The following is a 19,825-nucleotide window of genomic DNA, read 5'->3' on the forward strand; positions in this document are numbered from 1 at the left end:
TTTAATAACTAAGGCATGGTTCAATGCTCAAAAACATATTTAATGATATTAGCCCCCATTTCTAATGCCTTTTTGCGAATTTCAGGCGGATCGTTATGAACCTCAGGGGATTCCCAGCCATCCCCTAGATCGGATTCATGCGTAAAAAGCAAAACCAAACGACCATCATTAAAAATGCCAAAAGCTTGCGGAGGTTTACCATCATGCTCATGTATTTTGGGAAGACCATTAGGAAAATTATAAAAAACACTAAAAATAGGATGTCTTGCCGGAAGTTCGATAAGCTCTTTATCAGGAAATACTTTTTTAAGTTCCCGCTCAAGGAAAGGCTTTAAACCATAATTGTCATCAATGTGGAGAAAACCACCTGATAGTAAATATTTCCGAAGATTAGTTGCCGCTTCCTCATTAAAAAACACATTGCCATGGCCGGTCATGTGTACAAAAGGATATTGAAAGATCTCCGGGCTTTCGACTTCTACAGTTTGGATTTTCGGGTTTATCTTGGTGTTTATATTGGTGTTACAAAAGCTAACTAAATTTGGAAGAGCTGTAGGGTTTGCATACCAATCGCCACCACCTTTATACTTGAGAAGTGCGATATCCTGCCCATTAAGTAAATTAAAAACAAGGTAAAAACTAAAACTTATTATGTGTCGTTTGAACTTCATATTATTGATTTATAAAAGCTACGGAATAGCAGGCTACAATAGCCGCTGTTTCTGTACGTAATCGGGTATCACCTAAGGTTACCGGTTTAAAACCGTTTTTGATGGCTGATTCAATTTCCCGGGATGAAAAATCACCTTCGGGACCAATTAAAATAGTAACGTCTGTATTTGGTTGTATGATTTCTTTTAGTGATTTTTTATCTTTTTCTTCGCAGTGAGCAATGAATTTTTCCCCTTTAATATTCTCCTTTACAAAGTCATTAAAAGAGGTTAGATCGTCAAGTTCAGGCATAAAAAAATGCAATGATTGTTTTGTGGCCGCTTGAATAACTTTTTCGTACCGCTCCTTTTTAATCACACGGCGTTCACTGCGCTCACAAAGTAATGGGGTTATACGATCGATACCAATTTCAGTCGCTTTCTCCAGAAACCATTCAAAACGGTCATTCATTTTTGTTGGCGCAACGGCAAGGTGAACCTGATAGGGTCTCGGAGGTTGTTTTGTTTTCGAAATGAGAGATACCACACATTGCTTTTGGTCTGGCTGAATAATTTTGGCTTCAAACAACCAGCCTCTACCATTAGTGATATTTAATTGATCTCCTTTCGACTTCCGAAGTACTTTTATAATATGTCGGCTCTCATCTTTATTAAAACTAAAGGTGTCGCTGTTTTCGTGTATGTCGGAGGTGAAAAATAATTGCATGATCTTAAAATTTAAGTCTGGCCGAAGCAGTTATATCTTGTTTTGAAAAATGACCTTCTAAATATTTTAAATAGCCTACAATAGCGATCATAGCAGCATTATCTGTCGTAAATTCAAATTTAGGGATATATGTGGTCCAACCAAATTTTACTTCACCTTGTTTTAAAGCTTCCCGGATTCCAGAGTTTGCCGAAACACCACCACCAATAGCGATATGTTTGATACCGGTTTGTTTTGATGCCAGTTTAAGTTTATCTATTAAAATTCCAACAATAGTATATTGAATGGAAGCACAAATATCATTCAGGTTATTCTTTACAAAATCAGGATCAACTTTGGTTTCTCTCTGAACAAAATAAAGTATGGCTGTCTTTAATCCCGAGAAACTAAAGTTTAAACCATCAACTTTAGGTTTAGTAAATTTATAGGCCTTCGGATTTCCTAATTGGGCACGTTTATCCATTTCGGGGCCGGCAGGATAACCCAAACCAAGTAATTTACCGCTTTTGTCAAAAGCTTCACCAACAGCATCATCAATGGTTTCTCCAATAACCGTCATCTTAAAATTATCATCTACACGAACAATTTGCGTATGTCCACCAGAAATGGTGAGCGCTAAAAATGGAAAAGGCGGCTTTTTCGATCCGGCATCTTCAATAAAATGTGCCAGAATATGAGCCTGCATATGATCGACATCAATTAACGGAATGTCTAGTCCGTAAGCCAAAGATTTAGCAAATGAGGTGCCTACGAGTAAACTTCCCATTAAGCCCGGACCACGAGTAAAAGCGATAGCACTTAATTGCGATTTAGAAATACCAGCTTTTTTAAGGGCTTGATGTACCACCGGGACAATATTTTGCTGGTGTGCTCTGGAAGCCAATTCGGGCACAACCCCACCATAAGATTCATGTATTTTCTGACTGGCAACTTCGTTACTTAGAATTCTTCCCTGATGGATTACCGAAGCGGCGGTATCGTCGCAGGAAGATTCAATTCCAAGAATAAAAATATTTTCTGCGGGCATTAGTGAATATTAGGCACAATAATTGTTAATTTTGAATAAAATAGAAGTCTTTGAACCACTTCTCTTTCGTAAGTACAAAAATAGACTATTCAAAATTAAAACATAAGACTTAAATCCATCAAAAAAGTATTTAAAATAACGTATAAGATTGTAGGCATCTTTGTGATGCTCTTTATTATCTGCGTTTTGGTGCTTTCTATTCCTCCGGTTCAAACGGCCTTAGGTAATTATGCTACTAAAAGACTTAATGAGGAGTTTGGTACAAATATCAATATCGATCAAATTGGGATGCAGCTTAATGGTGATGTACAACTAAAAAAAATATACATTGAGGATTTTAAACAAGATACTTTAATAGCCATTAACAGACTTAACACATCTATCATAAGTGTTAGGAAGGTTTTTAATAATAAGTTAACCTTTGGTGATGTTGATATTCAGGGGCTAACGTTCAATATTAAAACCTACAAGGGGTATAAAGACACTAATTTGGATGTTTTTGTAGCCAAATTTGAAAGTGATAATCCCAGAGAAGAGCCTAGTGAATTTTTATTGTCTTCCAGTGATATTTCTATTGTAGATGGCGTATTTCGAATTTCTGATGAGAATAATGATAATCCAGAAGGTCTTGAATTTAATAACTTGAATATTAATGCTACAAATTTTCTTGTAAAAGGAAGTGATGTAAGTACCCGGATCAATAAATTGTCATTTAACGATAAGCGTGGGTTGGCCGTTAAGAATATGATGACCAATTTTGATTACACACTTACGGGAATGACTTTTGCGAATCTTGAGATTGAAACACCGAAATCGCTTATAAAAGGAGAATTGAAGTTTAATTATGAGCGGAAAGATTTACAGTATTTTGTAGATAAGGTTAAGATCAGTGCGCAACTGCGCGACACGAAAATTCACCTGGATGAGCTGAATACTTTTTATAATGAGTTTGGAAGTAACCAATACGCCCGAATCGATGTTGATCTCAATGGGACTTTAAATGATTTGGATGTAAACAGGTTAGATCTTACGAGCAGAAATACAAGGATCCGTGGTAACATAAATCTGAAAAATATATTCAGTAAACAAAAAGGGGATTTCGTGATGAATGCCAGTTTCAATAATCTTACATCCACTTATTGGGATCTTGATGCTATTATGCCCAACGTTTTAGGTAAGGTTATCCCAACCAGTTTTGAGACACTTGGAAATTTTAAAATCACAGGAACCTCCCGTGTAACAGCCTCTACCGTAGATGCCGATATTAATATTAATACTGATCTTGGGTTGGTAGATGCTGATTTGAAAATCAATAAGGTTAACGATATTGATAATGCATCGTATAAAGGAACTCTTAAGTTTGATGAATTTGACTTCGGAACCTTTTTAAATGCTCCGAAGGTGGGATCAGCCTCACTAGATTTCGATGTGGATGGGAAGGGATTTGTAGCCGAAAAAGTCAATACAGCTGTAAGAGGAGATATTTACCATATTGTTTACAATGATTACGATTATTCGAATATTAAGGTAGCCGGAAATGTTCGAAATAAAATTTTTGATGGAAATTTAGTGGCTACAGATAAAAATTTAAATCTAAATTTCACCGGGTTCGTTGACTTTTCAGAAAAAGTTAATAAATATGATTTTGAAGCTGAAGTATATTATGCCGATCTAAAGGCTTTGAACTTCGTTAATAGAGATGATATCGCAATCTTTAGAAGTTCGGTAAAAATGAACATGAATGCTAGTAGTTATGATGATGCATTCGGAAAAATTGCATTTAAAAACACGAGCTATAAGAATCAAAAAGACACCTATCTCTTCGATAATTTAAGTTTAGAATCAAAATTTATTAATGAAACACGGTTTATTGATATTATTTCACCTGATATTATTGAAGGTCATATGGAGGGAAAATTCAGGTTCAAAGATCTCAAGAAATTATTCGAAAATTCTATAGGTTACATTTACACGAACTATCAGCCTTATGAGGTGGATACAGAGCAACATATTAATTTCAATTTTAAGATTTATAATAAGATTGTAGAGGTTGTTTTTCCAGAATTAAGTTTGGGCAAGAACACTTTTATTAGAGGACGGGTAGAGAGCGATGAGCGGAAATTTAGATTGACTTTCAAATCACCTGAAATAACTTACCAAAAGAATTTTGCCAATAACATTGAACTACAAGTCGATAACAGTAACCCCTTATTCAATACTTATTTGGAGGTAGATAGTTTAAACACCAAATACTATAATGTTTCAAAGTTTAATTTAATTAATGTTACAGTTAATGATACCTTATTTATTCGTTCTGAATTTACAGGAGGCAAAAGAAATAACGATAAGTTTAACCTAAGTCTGTATCATACCATAAACGAGGATAATGAATCTGTAGTAGGGTTCAAGAAATCAGATGTCACCTTAAAAGATAATAAGTGGTTTATTAATGAAAACCGTGATCTAGATAATAAGATTTCATTTGATAAAGCCTTGTCAACATTTACTATTGATAATCTCAGAGTTAACCATAAAAATGAAATTATCAGGTTATCGGGCTTTGTAAAAGACTCTACCCAGAAAGACATCAAGCTAAATTTTAAAAATGTTGATCTTGCGAAAATAACGCCGGATATTGATAGCCTCTCTCTAGCAGGAAATGTAAACGGTAAGTTGGATATACTGCAGAAGAATGGCAGTTATTTACCTAATTCAACAGTCGTAATAGATGATTTTAAATTGAACGATATTGAGTTAGGCTCTTTCGATGCCAGCATTCAGGGTAATGCAGATTTAACGAATTATACGGTTGATGCTTTCATTAAAAACGATATTTCAAAATCGTTTCATGCGCAGGGAAATATAGAGGTGGACGGAGAGCAATCAAAAATTGATGTTGTACTAAATTTCAATAAATTCAATCTGCAACCTCTAAATCCGTTGCTTCAGGATATTTTAAGCAATATCAGGGGTGAGATCAGTGGAAAAATTGATTTGGTAGGCGACTTGTCTCAGCCGGGCTTTAATGGCGATCTCGTTCTGGAAAATGGTGGTTTAGGAATCCCTTATCTGAATGTTGATTACCAATTTGATCCAATATCCAGTGTAACGCTTAAAGATCAGTCCTTTACCTTCAATAATATCAAAATCACAGATACTAAATTTAATTCAAAGGGAATTCTCAAAGGGAGCTTGAACCATGAGAATTTCTCCAATTGGAGTTTGGATCTGGGTATTCAAACAGATAGATTACTCGTATTAGACACTAGTGAATCTGAAGAATCTTTGTATTATGGTACAGGTTTTATTGGCGGTGTAGCTAGCTTGAAAGGACCTACTGAGGCACTTGTTATAAGTGTGGTTGGTGCTACAAAGGAGGGAACCGTGTTTAAAATACCTTTAAAGGATACCGAATCATTCGGAGACAACTCCTATATCCATTTTATTACCCCCGAAGAAAAAAGTGCACGAGCTAAAGGAGAGGACATTGAGTTTAATGAAATTAAAGGTCTGGAACTCGATTTTGATTTAGATATAACTGAAGACGCCGAGGTAGAGATCATCATTAATAAAGATACAGGCCATGCCTTAAAAGGTCGCGGTCGTGGAGGTATTTTAGTTGAAATAAATACCAATGGAAAGTTTGATATGTGGGGGGATTTCTCCGTTTTCGAAGGAACCTATAATTTTGCCTATGGCGGATTGGTTCAAAAGGAATTCTCGGTGCAGCCTGGTGGTACTATAGCCTGGGATGGTGATCCTTTGAAAGCTCAGATTAATATGAAGGCCATCTATAGAACACAAGCCAATCCATCACCGTTACTAGATAACCCTGTAAACAGAAGTATTCCTGTTGAATTAGTTATAGAGCTTACAGGCGATTTGGAACAACCTCTGCCAACCTTCAGTTTTGATTTTCCAAATGTAAATTCAGCTATTAAATCAGAATTACAGTACCGCTTAGGAACCGGTGATAACATTAGTAATCAGGCCTTATATTTCTTGGCTAGTGGAGGTTCTTTTCAGGGGCGTGGCTTTAACGAATTAAGTCTTTCAGGTACGATTGCGGAACGATTAAATGGTATCATTGGTGGTATATTTAGTTCCAAGAATGGTAAATTCAATATGAACCCTTATTTTGAGGCCGGTCAAAATACGGCAAATTTTCAAACAGATAACCGTGTTGGATTTACTTTACAAACCCAGATAAGTGACCGTGTACTTATTAATGGTAAAGTAGGAGTTCCAGTTGGTGGTCCCGGAGCTACTGAAACTGTGGTAGCAGGAGATGTGGAAATAAACTTTTTGCTAAATAAGGAAGGAACCTTAACGGCAAGAGTTTTCAACCGGGAAAATAGTATTCGAAATTTTGGAGAGAATATTGGATACACTCAAGGTCTCGGTTTGTCGTATAACGTAGATTTTGATACTTTTAAGGAATTGCTTCGAAATATCGTAAAGAAGAAGAGTGAACCCAAAGAAAATACCACCGAACAACCTGTTGAAACCGAGGAAAAAGTGATTCCAGACGTCTCGCCATCCAGCCAGATTTAAGAAAAACTACCTAAGATTAGACCTTATGTACTAAGGGGTTTAATATTTTTATTAACTAAAACGTTATAGTTTTCTTTCCCCATTGAAAATATAGCTACAGGTTTAGAAATGTGCTTTTTGTTTAGTAATTTTACTGACTTAATTAGAAAATGAATGCCAAAATTAATAAAGAAACTAGCCGTACTAACTTCAGGTGGCGATTCGCCGGGAATGAATGCAGCTATAAGATCTGTTGTCAGGACCTGCGCCTATCATAATATAAAGTGCATTGGATTTTATCGCGGGTACGAGGGACTCATTGAAGGTGATTTTAAAGAAATGGATGCTCGAAGTGTTCGCGGAATTATCAATAAGGGAGGGACAATTTTAAAATCTGCCCGATCTAAAGAATTCAGAACAAAGGAGGGCCGTAAGAAAGCACACGAACACCTTGTAAAGAATGACGTTGATGGCCTTGTAGTTATTGGTGGAGACGGTTCTTTTACTGGAGCCTTGATATTTAATCAGGAGTTTGGTTTTCCTGTTATGGGAATTCCCGGAACTATTGATAACGATATTTTTGGAACCTCCAATACTTTAGGATTTGATACTGCTTTGAACACCGTTGTTGATGCCATTGATAAAATTCGTGATACAGCCAGTTCGCATAACCGCCTATTTTTTATTGAGGTTATGGGGCGTGATGCTGGTCACATAGCATTGAATACTGGTGTAGCCGGTGGTGCTGAGGAGATTTTAATACCTGAAGAAGATCTGGGTATGGATCGTTTGGTAGATTCCTTGAATCGTAGTAGAAAATCAGGAAAGACCTCAAGCATCGTTGTAGTTGCTGAAGGCGATAAAATAGGTAAGAATATTTTTGAACTTAAGGATTACGTCGATCAAAATATGGAAGGCTACGATGTACGTGTTTCTGTATTAGGTCATATGCAACGTGGTGGTCCGCCATCATGTTTCGATCGTGTTTTAGCAAGCCGTATGGGAGTTAAAGCCGTAGAATCTTTACTGGAAGGAAAAACCAATTTCATGGTTGGACTATTAAACAGTAAAATGGAATTAACGCCTTTAGATAAGGCGATTAAAGGAAAAACAAAAATTAATTTAGAACTTTTACGTGTCTCAGATATTATGAGCACATAACCAATTACAAAAGAATATGTCAAAACTAAAATTAGGAATTAACGGATTTGGAAGAATAGGTAGAATCGCTTTTAGAGTAGCGGCTTCGAGACCTGATGTTGAAATAGTAGCGATCAACGATTTATTAGATGTTGATCATTTAGCCTATTTATTAAAATACGACTCAGTACACGGAAGATTCAACGGAACTGTAGATATAAAAGGAGGGAATCTTGTGGTTAACGGAAATGAGATCAGAATTACAGCTGAACGTAACCCGGAGGATCTAAAATGGGATGCTGTAGGCGCTGAAGTTGTATTAGACTGTACTGGTATTTTTACCACTTTAGATAAAGCGAAAGCACACTTGAAAGCAGGTGCCAAAAAAGTAGCTATCTCAGCACCTTCAGCAGATGCACCAATGTTCGTAATGGGTGTGAACCACGATAAAATTACGGCTGCGGATACTATAGTTTCTAATGCCTCTTGTACAACAAACTGTTTAGCGCCTTTAGCTAAAGTTATCAATGATAACTTTGGAATTATTGAAGGCTTAATGACTACCGTACACGCAACAACCGCAACACAAATGACTGTTGATGGACCATCTAAAAAAGATTGGCGTGGTGGTAGAAGTGCTTTGGCGAATATTATACCGTCTTCTACCGGAGCAGCAAAAGCTGTTGGTAAGGTAATACCTGAACTTAATGGTAAATTAACAGGTATGGCTTTTAGAGTTCCAACACCTGATGTTTCAGTAGTTGATTTAACAGTAAGAACTGAAAAATCTGCTTCTTGGGATGAGGTAAAAGCCGCCTTAAAAGCTGCTTCTGAGGGACCATTAAAAGGAGTTTTGGGTTATACTGAAGAAGCTGTGGTATCTCAGGATTTTGTTTCTGAGCCCATGACCAGCGTTTTTGATGCAGGAGCTAGTATCGCTTTAAATGATAACTTTTTTAAACTGGTATCATGGTATGATAATGAGTTTGGTTATTCAACGAAACTTATTGACTTGGCCCAATACATAAGCAAAGTTTAATTTTGAATTTATAACAATTTAAGACTTCACCTAATGGGCAATCGTTCATTATGTGGAGTTTTTTTTTATCTTTAAGCTATGGTATTAATAGTTGATAGTGGTTCTACAAAATCCGATTGGATAGCTGTAGATAAAAATGGAAATAAATTACTGGAAAAGATCCGTACCAAGGGTTTAAATCCGGCTATTCTTTCCAAGAAGAAACTGATTAAAATAATTAAAAACAGTGAGGAATTAAGCAACAATAAAGAGGTTGTAACTCATGTATTTTTCTATGGTGCCGGTTGTGGTACTGAAAATGCGAGAAATTTATTGACTGAGGTTCTTACGGAAATTTTTGTGAATGCACATGTAGAGGTGAATGAGGATACTCTTGCCGCTGTATTTTCAACTATAAATCACCCAACTGAAGCTGCTGTTGTATGCATTCTTGGTACTGGTTCTAATTGCAGTTATTGGGATGGTAATAAATTGCATCAGCGGGTGAAATCATTGGGCTACACGCTCATGGATGATGCCTCAGGAAATTATTACGGAAAGCAATTGATCAGAGATTACTACTTTAATCATATGCCCGAAAATGTAAAAATAGCGTTTGGTGCTAAATACAATATGGACGCAGACTTTATAAAATACAATTTATATAAACAACCGAGTCCAAATGCGTATTTAGCTAATTTTGCTGAGTTTATGTTTTTGCATAAAGATTCGGAGTATACTATCAATCTTATCAAAAAAGGAATTCGTCTTTTTGCTACCAACATGATTATGCAGTATAAAGAGGAGCTAAAAACTGTTCCTGTTCATTTTGCAGGATCAATAGCTTATTTTTCCCAAAAGGAAATTAAAGAAGTTGCTCAGGAAATGGGCTTTAAGGTGGGTAATTTTATACGACGACCAATCGATGGCTTGATTCCTTTCCACACGAACGATATGTAATTTTAGTTTTAAAGAGCTTTGTTGTTTTCAAAAACAGAAGGTTATAGGGCTGATTTATGGGGTGTTAGCATTCTGTTTCTGTGCTTTTCAACGGTATTATAGTTCTCAGGCGCTGTTAAATTTCCATGTTTCAGCGGTTGGATAGCTATGCTTTGAACTTTTTATTTATATCTTTATGCGACGGTTTAAGCACGAATTAATGTCTATTCAAAGCAAAATTAAAAATAATATTACCCCTAGATTTGTACTTTCTTTTGTTGTCTTTTTTTCAATAATAGCAATACTTTCTCTTACCTATTTTTTTATTGACCAAAGGATAGAAAGCACCAACATGGTTTATATTCTATTGGGTTTGTGCGTTGTTCAGATTCTCGTTTTACAATACTTTTTTAAAAACCAGATAAAGCATGATCTTATTCGGAAAAATCTGGAGAAACGCTTAGACGTAGTAAATCATAAATTAGAAGAAGCTCAGAATACAGCAGATCATAAATCGGCGTATCTGGCCAATATGAGTTATGAAATCCGGACACCATTGAGTACGGTTTTAGGAATGCTTAATATGTTAAAGCAAACTGAATTGAGTTCTGATCAGTTGGCACAGGTGGAAATAGCAGATTATTCTTCAAAACACTTATTGCAATTGGTAAATATGATTACCGATAATGCTGATATGGAAAGTGGAGAGGTTACCTTAAAAATGTCAACCATGGACTTGAAGTCTGATCTTTCCCGATTGTTTAAAGTATTTGAATATCAGGCCTGGGAAAATGGCTTAGATTTTGAATATAAATTTTTATCAAAGCATAAGAAAAAATATTCTCTTCTAGGTGATTCTGCCAGAATTCAGCAGGTTTTGATCAATTTGATCAACAATGCTATAAAATTCACAAATTCCGGCAAAATATCTATTATTGTTGATGATACCGTAGGATTAGAGGAAGATCAAATTGTGAGTTTCTATATTAAAGATACCGGTATTGGTATGGGGCCAGAGGTAATGCAAAGTGTTCTAAATCATTCGGAGCAAATCAATCCTCTTTTTAAAGATTACCGGGGAGGTGGTCTAGGGCTTTCTATTTCGTATAATTTGATAAAACTAATGGGTGGGGAGCTCAAGGTTGAGAGTAAAGAAAACGAAGGCTCTACATTTTATTTCAGTTTACAACTCAAAAAAACCTTAAATATCAAAGAAGAGGTTAACCAAACTCAGCCTTTTTTAGAAGAAAAAATTAATGTTTTGGTGGCCGAAGATAACCTGACTAATCAAAAGGTGATCCAATTCTTATTAGAGCAGCTGGGTGCTAATTGTACTTTTGCCCGAAACGGTCTGCAGGCTGTTAGACACTACGAGAATAAAGATTTTGATATTATTTTTATGGATATTTATATGCCAGACATGAATGGGTATATGGCTACACAAGCCATTAAGGAGACGGCAAAATATATAAAAAGGAACACACCCATTGTTGCGGTTTCGGCAAGTGCTTTTGAAGAAGATATTGTAAATGCAAAAGCAGCTGGTATCGATGATTTTATTGCCAAACCTATCGACGTAAATCGTCTTAAAGAACTACTTGAGAAATACGCGCCAAAGACTTCAATAACCCGTTAGGGTTTTACGGCTATGACACTAATTTCTACATTAACATTTTTCGGCAATTTTGCTACTTGAACAGTCTCGCGGGCCGGAGCTGTAGCATCATCAAAATATTGTCCGTAAACACTATTTATCTCCGAGAAGTTATTCATATCACTAATAAAAATAGTGGCTTTAACAACAAAACTAAAATCCATATCTGCGGCTTTAAGAACTGCTTTTAGATTTTCCATAACCTGTTTTGTCTCAGCTTTAATATTATCAGTGACCAAACGATTGCCCTTTGGATCGATAGCTATTTGTCCCGAAGTGTATAAGGTGTTTCCACTTAAAATAGCTTGGCTATACGGTCCAATAGGCTGTGGTGCGTCGGAAGTTGTTATTATGGATTTCATATCTGATTAGATTTTTTGAACAACAAATTTAAAGTTGAATATCGGGTTGTTTTCTTTGTTCGTATTTAAGATCTTTCAACATACTGGATTTAATGCCAATAAAAAAGTTCCAGGAACTTCTTGAGCTAAACGGAACCCAGCTGAAATTCATTCGCCAACTTAGAAGATCCCGTTCAAAGCGTAATTGGGTAAAAGTAAATCCGGCATTTTTCAAGTCGTAACCCGATGAACCACCTACAGACCATTTATCAGAAAGCTGGATATCTCCCGAAAACATTAACGAATGTGATGAGATTTCATTTTGCCTTCGGCTATTTGAATAGTTTACAGCATAAGCTAAACGAATACTCCACGGCACTTTATAGTTATATAGTTCACTTTCGGCATTTTCTTTTTCTTTATCGTCTTCACCCTCATTTTGACGCCTCGCAAAATCTTCTGAAACTCCCAATAAATCATCAGCGCGTCCTCCATTCCTCAAGTTTTGTTCGATACCGGACTTATTACGGTCATTACCCTTATTGTCCTTGCTGGAAAAAGACCAGCTTGCATTTAAATTCGCTCCAGTAAGCCTGAATATACTTCCACCATTCTTGACATTTAATGTGTTTATTCGGTTATTATCACTATCCAAAGCGTAGGGGTCAAGTGTTGCTCCAAAATTGACATTAAGTTTATTATTTAGGAGCGTAGTTCCTCCACTCATTCTAACAGGGCTCAGTTTTAAAGAATCTCCTGCAAAATTATACGAGGTTGAAAAGTTTAAATTGTTTAATAATTTTATTTTTTTAGGCTCTGTCGCGGTGCTATCCCTATCACGTACTTTAGCTTCTATATTGTTCGATAATGAAATACCCATTGAACTTGAAAAACTCTTGGAAGGTGTTCCAAATACACCTTGTTCAAAACGGGTATAGTCGCCATATAACCTGTCAATATCTTCTCGTGTCTGGCCGTCTGCTGAAATAATTTCTACACTGTCATAATAGGTATCAAAAGCCGGATTAATATTGTAACTAATAGAAGGTCTCATAATATGCCTAATAGCCTTGATCTTGCGGTCTTTACCTTCTTTTTCAAAATTAAACATACCATAAACAGTGGTTCCTATACTTGTACTGAAATTGTAGGTTCGGAAGCTATCAAAACCATTAACACTTTCTGTTGAAAATTGGCGACTCACCTCGTCATAGTATTTTTTAATGGTTTTAAGTGTCCAGACCTCCTGGTAATTGGTACTGGCACTTAAACTAAAATATTTAAAAACCTTGAAGTTAGTTGTTAACGGAATGCTATGTTGCATGCCGGTTTTAGCGTCATCGAACATTGCTTTAGTAAAAAACAAATCGTCTGTGGTCTGGATTCTGTTTTCTGCCCTAAGATTATATTGGAAGTTAATATTTTCAAAAACACCCTTTTTTGATCCATTTTTGGGTGCGAATGGATAAATTCTACTCATACTGGCCTGAAGCGTAGGTAAGGTCATGTTAATTTGCTGTGTATTGGTGTTTTGGGAATGCGTCGCCGTTACACTGAAATTCACCTGTGGTTCACCCATAAAAGTTTTTGAATAAGAAACTGAAGATGATAAGGTGTTATTTAAAAAAGCGCCTGTGTTAATCTGGTTTAAAGAATTTCGATAATACGTACTGCTTCCTAAGTTAACGGAGGCCGAAAACCTAGAATTCGGACTTGCCTTAGCATCCTGACTGTGAGACCATTGTATATTATAAATTGTGGATTTCGAATAATCAGGAAAACCACGCTCGCTAGAGATCAAGCTTTCGTATCTTAATGCAACATTACCGCTAAATTTGTAGCGTTTCCTATAAGTGCTCTGTGTTCGTAACCCATAACTTCCATTGGTGTAATAATCGCCAAGAACAGATAGGTCAAAATAATCGTTAATAGCAAAATAATATCCGCCATTCTGCAAAAAATAACCGCGATCATTTTGCTCCCCGAAACTAGGGATAATAATTCCTGAGGTATGTTTTTCTGACTGAGGAAAAAATCCAAACGGTAATCCAACTGGTGTGGGAACGTCATAAATAAAAATATTCGCCAAACCGGTTACGATCTTTTTCCCAGGAACAACCTTTCCCTTTCTAAGTTTGATATAATACTCAGGATCCTCGAGGTTTTGAGCTGTGGTATACTTTGCATTTTTTATAAAGTACACCGAATCATTTTCTTTTTTCGTGACATTAGCAATAACGGTTCCTTCCCCTTGAGCTGTTTGAGAATTAAAAATTAAAGCTTTCTTTGTTTTGGTGTTAAAAATAATGGAGTCTGGCTCAACCACATTGCTACCTTGGGTAAAAACGGGTTTTTGCGTGTATCCCTCAATAGAATCAAGAATCCCTTTGGCGTATACCGTATTTTTTGTATAATCTATAACAATATTACCAGCGGTAATATTCATATCGCCATAATCAATTTTGGCATCGTTATACAAGTACATTTTGTGTGCTTTTCTATCGAAGGTGGTATAGTCTTGTGCATGATAGACTATATTGTTCTCTAAAAATCCTTTTTTGGGTGGAATACTATCGTTTTGGGTGGAATCTTGTACTTTCTGATTAATAACAGGGTTAATCAAACTATCATTTACAACCAGTGTTGTGTCTTTTTTTGTTTGGTCAACGGTTTCAGATTTAGGGATGGTTTTTCCTTTTTTAGGGATATCTTGGGCAAAGCCTAACATGTTAATAAACACTGTAAAACTTAGGGTAAAAAGTATTTTAATGGTGTTTGTACGCAACGCTTTTAAATGTATTTTTGTAAAAGTATGGCTCGGTTTTTGAAATGCCAAAATTACATATATTTTTCTGTGATTGTTTTATTATTTCCATATAAAATTGAAATTTGAAATAAACACGGATTAATGTTCGTTAAATCGATAACAAGTTCGTCCAAATAATATTTTAATAGAGAAAAACAACAATTTTACATGAAAACGAAATACATACTACTTTTCGTATTTATTTTATCAGTATTTACTTTAACCTCATTTAATTCAATTCAAATTGAGGGTGTTGAGGAAAGTAAAGATAAATTTGTTGTTGTATTAGATGCTGGTCATGGGGGAAAGGATCCAGGGAAACCTTCAAAATATGGTTATAAAGAAAAAGACATTGCGTTAAAAATAGCCCTTGAGGTTGGGGAACAATTAGGGAAAAACCCGAATATTAAAGTAGTTTATACCCGGAAAACCGACGTGTTTATTGAATTACGAGACCGTCCTAAAATAGCCAACAAAGCCAAAGCGGATTTGTTTGTTTCTATTCATTGTAATGCTCACCACAGTCAGGCCTATGGAACAGAGACCTATGTTATGGGAGTTGGTAATACGCAACGTAACTTCGAGGTTGCCAAAGCAGAGAACGAGGTAATTTTTCTAGAAGATAATTATCAAGATAAGTATTCAGGATTTAACCCCAATTCACCCGAATCTCTTTTAGGAATCTCGGTGGTTACGGAAGAATATACCGATCAGAGTATTTTATTGGCTAGTTTAATTGAAAATAATTTTGCCGATATGTATCAAAGAAAAAGCCGAGGGGTAAAACAGGCTAGTTTATGGGTTATTCACCAAACGGCTATGCCAAGTGTTCTGATAGAAACAGGTTTTGTAACCAATCAAGCAGAAGGCGCTTACTTAAATTCTTCAAAAGGACAAACCCAAATAGCAACAGCTATAAGCAAGGCAATTTTTGAATACAGAGACCAATTGGGTGGCGGATATATTGCTGAATATGCCTTAACTGATCAAATTTCTGAACAGATCGATACGCTGCCTGAAAACTCAATTGTATATAAAATTCAAATCGCAGCCAGTTCTAAGGCGCTTGAAACAAAACCCTATAATTTTAATGGTTTAGATCATGTTACCCGTGAAAAAGAGGGTAATTTGTACAAATATTTTTACGGAGCGACCTCAAATTACAATTTAACCAAAGACCTTGAGGACGAGGTTAAAAGGAAGGGGTATACCAGTAGTTTTGTCGTGGCTTTTAAAGACGGAAAAAAAATTAGTCTGACGGAGGCACTAAAAACAGCGGCAAATTAAGATGTTCTTCTTATATTTATTCTAAATTTGCTAATCTAAAGCCTATTTAATTTGAAAATATCTAAAGAAGTAAAAACCTCAATATTAGTTATTGCTGGTATCGTTTTGTTCATTTTTGGTTTTAATTATCTCAAAGGGAAAAACCTATTAAATTCTTCAAGAACATATTACGCGGTGTATGATAATGTTGAAGGCTTAGCGTCTTCAACCCCTATAACCATTAATGGTTTACAAGTTGGAAAAGTTGTTTCTATTGGTTTCAAAGGAGACGGATCTGGAAAGTTGGTTGTGAAATTTACAGTAGATAGTGATTTTGAATTTTCCAAGAATAGTAAAGCTGAATTATATGAAACCGGTTTGATTGGTGGTAAAGCCATTGCTGTTGTTCCTGCTTTTGACGGTGCTACTATTGCAGAACCAGAAACATATTTGGAGGGCACAAAAAAACCGGGCTTGAGCGAATTGGTAAATCAGCGTTTAACTCCACTTCAGGAAAAAGTTGAAAAAGTAACAACAAGTGTAAATACCGCTTTTACAAATTTAAACGATGTATTTGATGATGATGCTAAAGCCAGTCTAAGAAAAAGTATTGAAGGGCTGAACGGGCTGTTAAAAAGCTTTGAGCGAACATCAAATTCTTTAAATAGCTTGTTATCGGATCAAGATAGTAATTTGAACAAATCACTTGCGAATGTAGAGCATATCAGCTCCAATTTATCTAAAGTATCTGATTCTTTGGCCGAAGCTAACCTGAAGCAAACCATAAATAATTTGCAAACGACTCTCGATAATTTAAATACAACTATCGCAGGAATCAATGATGGAAATGGAACCATGGGTAAATTGATGAATGATGACACCCTTTACGATAATCTGGAAGGCGCAAGCAAACAATTAGAAGAACTACTTCAGGACCTAAAATTGAATCCTAAGCGTTATGTACATTTCTCGATCTTTGGTAAAAAGGGTAAGCAATACGATGCTGAGGGTAATGAAATAAAGGACAATTAATTTTATGATGGACTTAATTCCTCAAATACTATTTGTAATCGTACTCATTTTGGGTATAGGTTATTTCACCAAAAATGTCAAAAAATTACGTCGTAATATTTCTCTTGGTAAAGATGTAGATGTTAGTGATAATAAATCCCAACGCTGGAAGAACATGGCATTGATTGCCTTAGGGCAAACCAAAATGGTACGCCGTCCCATTTCAGGTATTTTACACGTTATTGTATATATAGGTTTTATTATTATCAATATTGAGGTACTTGAGATCATTGTTGATGGTATTTTCGGAACACACCGGATAGGATTGGAAATTTTACCGGAATCTATTTATGGTTTTTTAATTGGTGTCTTTGAGATTTTGGCCGTTTTGGTTTTTGTTTCAGTAATCCTTTTTTGGCTGCGCCGAAATACTCTAAAAATAAAACGTTTTTGGAGTAAAGAAATGACAAGCTGGCCAAAGAACGATGCCAATTATATTTTATACTTTGAAATGGTGCTGATGGGCCTGTTCTTGATCATGAACGCCACAGACCCTGTATTACAGGAAGCTAATACCGGTAATATATTTAGTCAGTTTATCGCACCTTGGTTTTCTGATTTTCCTGAAAGCACCGTTCATCTTATTGAGCGCTCTGCCTGGTGGTTACATATTATAGGGATCTTAATATTTTTAAATTATCTCTATTTTTCAAAACATTTACATATTTTACTGGCTTTCCCAAACACTTATTTTGGTCGTTTAAAACCTCAGGGACAGTTTAATAATTTGGCATCAGTCACCAAGGAAGTAAAAATGATGATGGATCCAAATGCAGACCCTTTTGCAACTCCTGCTGAAGGACCTGAAGATGATGTTCCTGAAAAATTTGGGGCTAGCGATGTACAGGACCTAAGTTCGTTACAATTGTTGAATGCATATACATGTACCGAATGCGGTCGCTGTACCAGTGAATGTCCGGCCAATCAAACAGGAAAGAAATTATCTCCTCGTAAGATAATGATGGATACTAGAGATCGTTTGGAAGAGGTTGGAAAAAATATTGATGCCAATGATGGTGAGTTTAAACCTGATGGAAAGCAACTTCTGGACGATTATATCAGTAGGGAGGAGCTATGGGCCTGTACCTCATGTAATGCCTGTGTTGAAGCTTGCCCGGTGAGTATTGATCCACTTTCTATTATTATGGAAATGCGTCGTTATTTGGTGATGGAGCAGTCGGCTGCGCCAATGGAATTGAATAATATGATGTCCAATATTGAAAATAATGGAGCACCCTGGCCATACAATCAAATGGACAGATTAAATTGGAAAAACGAATAAAAGAATATACATGAGCGAAGCACTAAAAGTACCAACAATGGCCGAATTTATGGCACAAGGCAAACAACCCGAAGTTTTGTTTTGGGTCGGTTGTGCCGGTAGTTTTGATGACCGAGCAAAAAAAATAACAAAAGCCTTTGTAAAACTCATGCATAAGGCAAAGGTCGAATTTGCTGTATTAGGAACTGAAGAAAGCTGCTCAGGTGATCCTGCGAAACGGGCAGGAAATGAGTTCTTATTTCAGATGCAGGCCATGACCAACATTGAGGTTTTAAATGGTTATGAAATCAAGAAAATTGTTACGGCTTGTCCTCATTGTTTTAACACCCTTAAAAATGAATATCCTGAATTGGGTGGAAATTATGACGTAATGCACCATACTCAATTTTTGAAATCATTATTGAATGAAGGGCGTTTAAGTATCGAGGGTGGACAGTATAAAGGAAAACGGATAACGTTTCATGATCCATGCTACTTAGGTCGAGCCAATAATGTTTACGAAGCACCACGTGATCTTATCCAAAAACTGGAAGCTGAACTTGTAGAAATGAAGAACTGTAAGCGCAATGGTTTGTGCTGTGGTGCAGGAGGAGCCCAAATGTTTAAAGATGCTGAAAAAGGTGATAAAGAAGTAAATATAGAACGCACTGAACAGGCGCTTGAGGTGGAACCTGAAATTATTGCAGCGGGTTGTCCTTTTTGTAATACCATGATGACGGACGGTGTAAAGGCTAAAGAAAAAGAAGGATCCATTGCTGTAATGGACGTCGCTGAATTGATAGCCAATGCTCAGGATCTTTAATCCAGAAAATTATTTTTTAATAGACTTATTCCCAATACCAGTATGCTAGTAGATTTTGAAAGTTTACCTGAAGAATCCAGAGTTTGGATCTATCAGGCTAATCGGTCGTTTACCGAAGAAGAGCTTGAGGAAATATCCGAAAAATTGGATGCTTTCATTGAAAAGTGGACCGCTCATGGTGCTGATTTGCAGTCAGGCTATACTATAAAATACAAGCGTTTTATAATCATGGCCCTGGATCAAAACAGGAATGCGGCTACCGGTTGCTCGATCGATGCATCCGTACATTTTATTCAAAAGCTGGAACAGGATTACGAGGTTGACCTAATGGATAAAATGAATGTCTCCTACAAACAAGGGGAATATGTAGCTTATAAAACGTTAACAGATTTTAAACAAATGGCTAAAGATAAAGCCGTTTCAAAGAATACGATTGTTTTTAATAATCTGGTAACGAATATTGCTGAATTCAAAGAAAATTGGGAAGTACCGGCTTCCGAAAGCTGGCACAGCCGATTTGTAAAATAGTGCAGGGGCATTTTTAATTTTTTTAAAAACTTTTATTTCTC

The 19,825-nt window shown here is 36.1% G+C and carries 15 protein-coding genes; 10 read left to right on the forward strand and 5 right to left on the reverse strand.

The annotated features are described in order from the left end of the window. Positions 1-20: 20 nt before the first annotated feature. The 3 genes from V8G61_RS08500 to tsaD are packed head-to-tail and all read right to left on the reverse strand — an operon-like array spanning position 21 to position 2,404. Positions 21-671, reverse strand: a complete 651-nt coding sequence (locus V8G61_RS08500) for a DUF4159 domain-containing protein (RefSeq protein WP_394875122.1) — start codon at positions 669-671, stop codon at positions 21-23. Between the two features lies 1 nt (position 672). Next, on the reverse strand, positions 673-1,377 hold the full coding sequence (locus V8G61_RS08505; RefSeq protein ID WP_394875123.1) for a 16S rRNA (uracil(1498)-N(3))-methyltransferase: 705 nt from the start codon (positions 1,375-1,377) through the stop codon (positions 673-675). A 4-nt stretch (positions 1,378-1,381) separates the two neighbouring features. Next, entirely contained in the window at positions 1,382-2,404 is a 1,023-nt protein-coding gene (gene tsaD / locus V8G61_RS08510; RefSeq protein ID WP_394875124.1) for a tRNA (adenosine(37)-N6)-threonylcarbamoyltransferase complex transferase subunit TsaD, read from the reverse strand. A gap of 165 nt (positions 2,405-2,569) precedes the next feature. Between tsaD and V8G61_RS08515 the strand changes: the two genes are divergently transcribed. The 5 genes from V8G61_RS08515 to V8G61_RS08535 all read left to right on the forward strand — a co-directional run bounded on the left by V8G61_RS08515 (position 2,570) and on the right by V8G61_RS08535 (position 11,670). Next, complete coding sequence (locus V8G61_RS08515; protein ID WP_394875125.1) at positions 2,570-6,958, forward strand: translocation/assembly module TamB domain-containing protein; 4,389 nt, start codon at positions 2,570-2,572, stop codon at positions 6,956-6,958. Positions 6,959-7,111: 153 nt separating this feature from the next. Then, positions 7,112-8,098: a 6-phosphofructokinase gene (gene pfkA / locus V8G61_RS08520; RefSeq protein WP_394875126.1), complete on the forward strand. Its 987-nt coding sequence runs from the start codon at positions 7,112-7,114 to the stop codon at positions 8,096-8,098. A 16-nt stretch (positions 8,099-8,114) separates the two neighbouring features. Beyond that, positions 8,115-9,116 (forward strand): type I glyceraldehyde-3-phosphate dehydrogenase, encoded by a 1,002-nt coding sequence (gene gap / locus V8G61_RS08525; RefSeq protein ID WP_394875127.1) that lies wholly within the window; start codon positions 8,115-8,117, stop codon positions 9,114-9,116. Positions 9,117-9,194: 78 nt separating this feature from the next. Next, entirely contained in the window at positions 9,195-10,055 is an 861-nt protein-coding gene (locus tag V8G61_RS08530) for an N-acetylglucosamine kinase (protein WP_394875128.1), read from the forward strand. Positions 10,056-10,386: 331 nt separating this feature from the next. Further along, positions 10,387-11,670 carry a response regulator gene (locus V8G61_RS08535; RefSeq protein WP_394875129.1) on the forward strand — a complete coding sequence of 428 codons (1,284 nt, stop codon included), beginning with the start codon at positions 10,387-10,389 and terminating at the stop codon, positions 11,668-11,670. Here V8G61_RS08535 and V8G61_RS08540 read toward each other — a convergent pair. Next, a complete protein-coding gene (locus tag V8G61_RS08540) occupies positions 11,667-12,050 on the reverse strand; it encodes a RidA family protein (protein ID WP_394875130.1) in 384 nt (127 codons plus the stop codon). The two genes, V8G61_RS08535 and V8G61_RS08540, sit on opposite strands and share 4 nt — an antisense overlap. A 28-nt stretch (positions 12,051-12,078) precedes the next feature. Further along, positions 12,079-14,865: a putative LPS assembly protein LptD gene (locus tag V8G61_RS08545; RefSeq protein WP_394875131.1), complete on the reverse strand. Its 2,787-nt coding sequence runs from the start codon at positions 14,863-14,865 to the stop codon at positions 12,079-12,081. Positions 14,866-15,003: 138 nt separating this feature from the next. On the opposite strand from V8G61_RS08545, the gene V8G61_RS08550 reads away from it, so the two are divergent. From V8G61_RS08550 to V8G61_RS08570, 5 genes are read left to right on the forward strand one after another with little or no spacing between them, the layout of a single operon-like run. Continuing rightward, positions 15,004-16,122: an N-acetylmuramoyl-L-alanine amidase gene (locus V8G61_RS08550; RefSeq protein WP_394875132.1), complete on the forward strand. Its 1,119-nt coding sequence runs from the start codon at positions 15,004-15,006 to the stop codon at positions 16,120-16,122. Positions 16,123-16,173: 51 nt separating this feature from the next. Further along, on the forward strand, positions 16,174-17,133 hold the full coding sequence (locus tag V8G61_RS08555; protein WP_394875133.1) for an MlaD family protein: 960 nt from the start codon (positions 16,174-16,176) through the stop codon (positions 17,131-17,133). 7 nt (positions 17,134-17,140) lie between these two features. Continuing rightward, on the forward strand, positions 17,141-18,454 hold the full coding sequence (locus V8G61_RS08560; protein WP_394875302.1) for a 4Fe-4S dicluster domain-containing protein: 1,314 nt from the start codon (positions 17,141-17,143) through the stop codon (positions 18,452-18,454). Positions 18,455-18,464: 10 nt separating this feature from the next. Then, positions 18,465-19,256, forward strand: a complete 792-nt coding sequence (locus tag V8G61_RS08565; protein WP_394875134.1) for a (Fe-S)-binding protein — start codon at positions 18,465-18,467, stop codon at positions 19,254-19,256. A 42-nt stretch (positions 19,257-19,298) separates the two neighbouring features. Then, complete coding sequence (locus V8G61_RS08570) at positions 19,299-19,784, forward strand: ABC transporter ATPase (protein WP_394875135.1); 486 nt, start codon at positions 19,299-19,301, stop codon at positions 19,782-19,784. Positions 19,785-19,825: the final 41 nt, after the last annotated feature.

It is taken from the genome of Gaetbulibacter sp. M240 (genome assembly GCF_043876815.1).
Lineage (GTDB): Bacteria > Bacteroidota > Bacteroidia > Flavobacteriales > Flavobacteriaceae > Gaetbulibacter_A.

Coding starts and splice junctions, on each gene's coding strand:
- gap (WP_394875127.1), top strand. CDS start 8,115: ATGTCAAAACTAAAATTAGGAATTAACGGATTTGGAAGAATAGGTAGA.
- V8G61_RS08565 (WP_394875134.1), top strand. CDS start 18,465: ATGAGCGAAGCACTAAAAGTACCAACAATGGCCGAATTTATGGCACAA.
- V8G61_RS08515 (WP_394875125.1), top strand. CDS start 2,570: ATGCTCTTTATTATCTGCGTTTTGGTGCTTTCTATTCCTCCGGTTCAA.
- V8G61_RS08560 (WP_394875302.1), top strand. CDS start 17,141: ATGGACTTAATTCCTCAAATACTATTTGTAATCGTACTCATTTTGGGT.
- V8G61_RS08535 (WP_394875129.1), top strand. CDS start 10,387: ATGGTTTATATTCTATTGGGTTTGTGCGTTGTTCAGATTCTCGTTTTA.
- V8G61_RS08500 (WP_394875122.1), bottom strand. CDS start 671: ATGAAGTTCAAACGACACATAATAAGTTTTAGTTTTTACCTTGTTTTT.
- V8G61_RS08505 (WP_394875123.1), bottom strand. CDS start 1,377: ATGCAATTATTTTTCACCTCCGACATACACGAAAACAGCGACACCTTT.
- V8G61_RS08570 (WP_394875135.1), top strand. CDS start 19,299: ATGCTAGTAGATTTTGAAAGTTTACCTGAAGAATCCAGAGTTTGGATC.
- pfkA (WP_394875126.1), top strand. CDS start 7,112: ATGCCAAAATTAATAAAGAAACTAGCCGTACTAACTTCAGGTGGCGAT.
- V8G61_RS08530 (WP_394875128.1), top strand. CDS start 9,195: ATGGTATTAATAGTTGATAGTGGTTCTACAAAATCCGATTGGATAGCT.
- V8G61_RS08540 (WP_394875130.1), bottom strand. CDS start 12,050: ATGAAATCCATAATAACAACTTCCGACGCACCACAGCCTATTGGACCG.
- V8G61_RS08550 (WP_394875132.1), top strand. CDS start 15,004: ATGAAAACGAAATACATACTACTTTTCGTATTTATTTTATCAGTATTT.
- tsaD (WP_394875124.1), bottom strand. CDS start 2,404: ATGCCCGCAGAAAATATTTTTATTCTTGGAATTGAATCTTCCTGCGAC.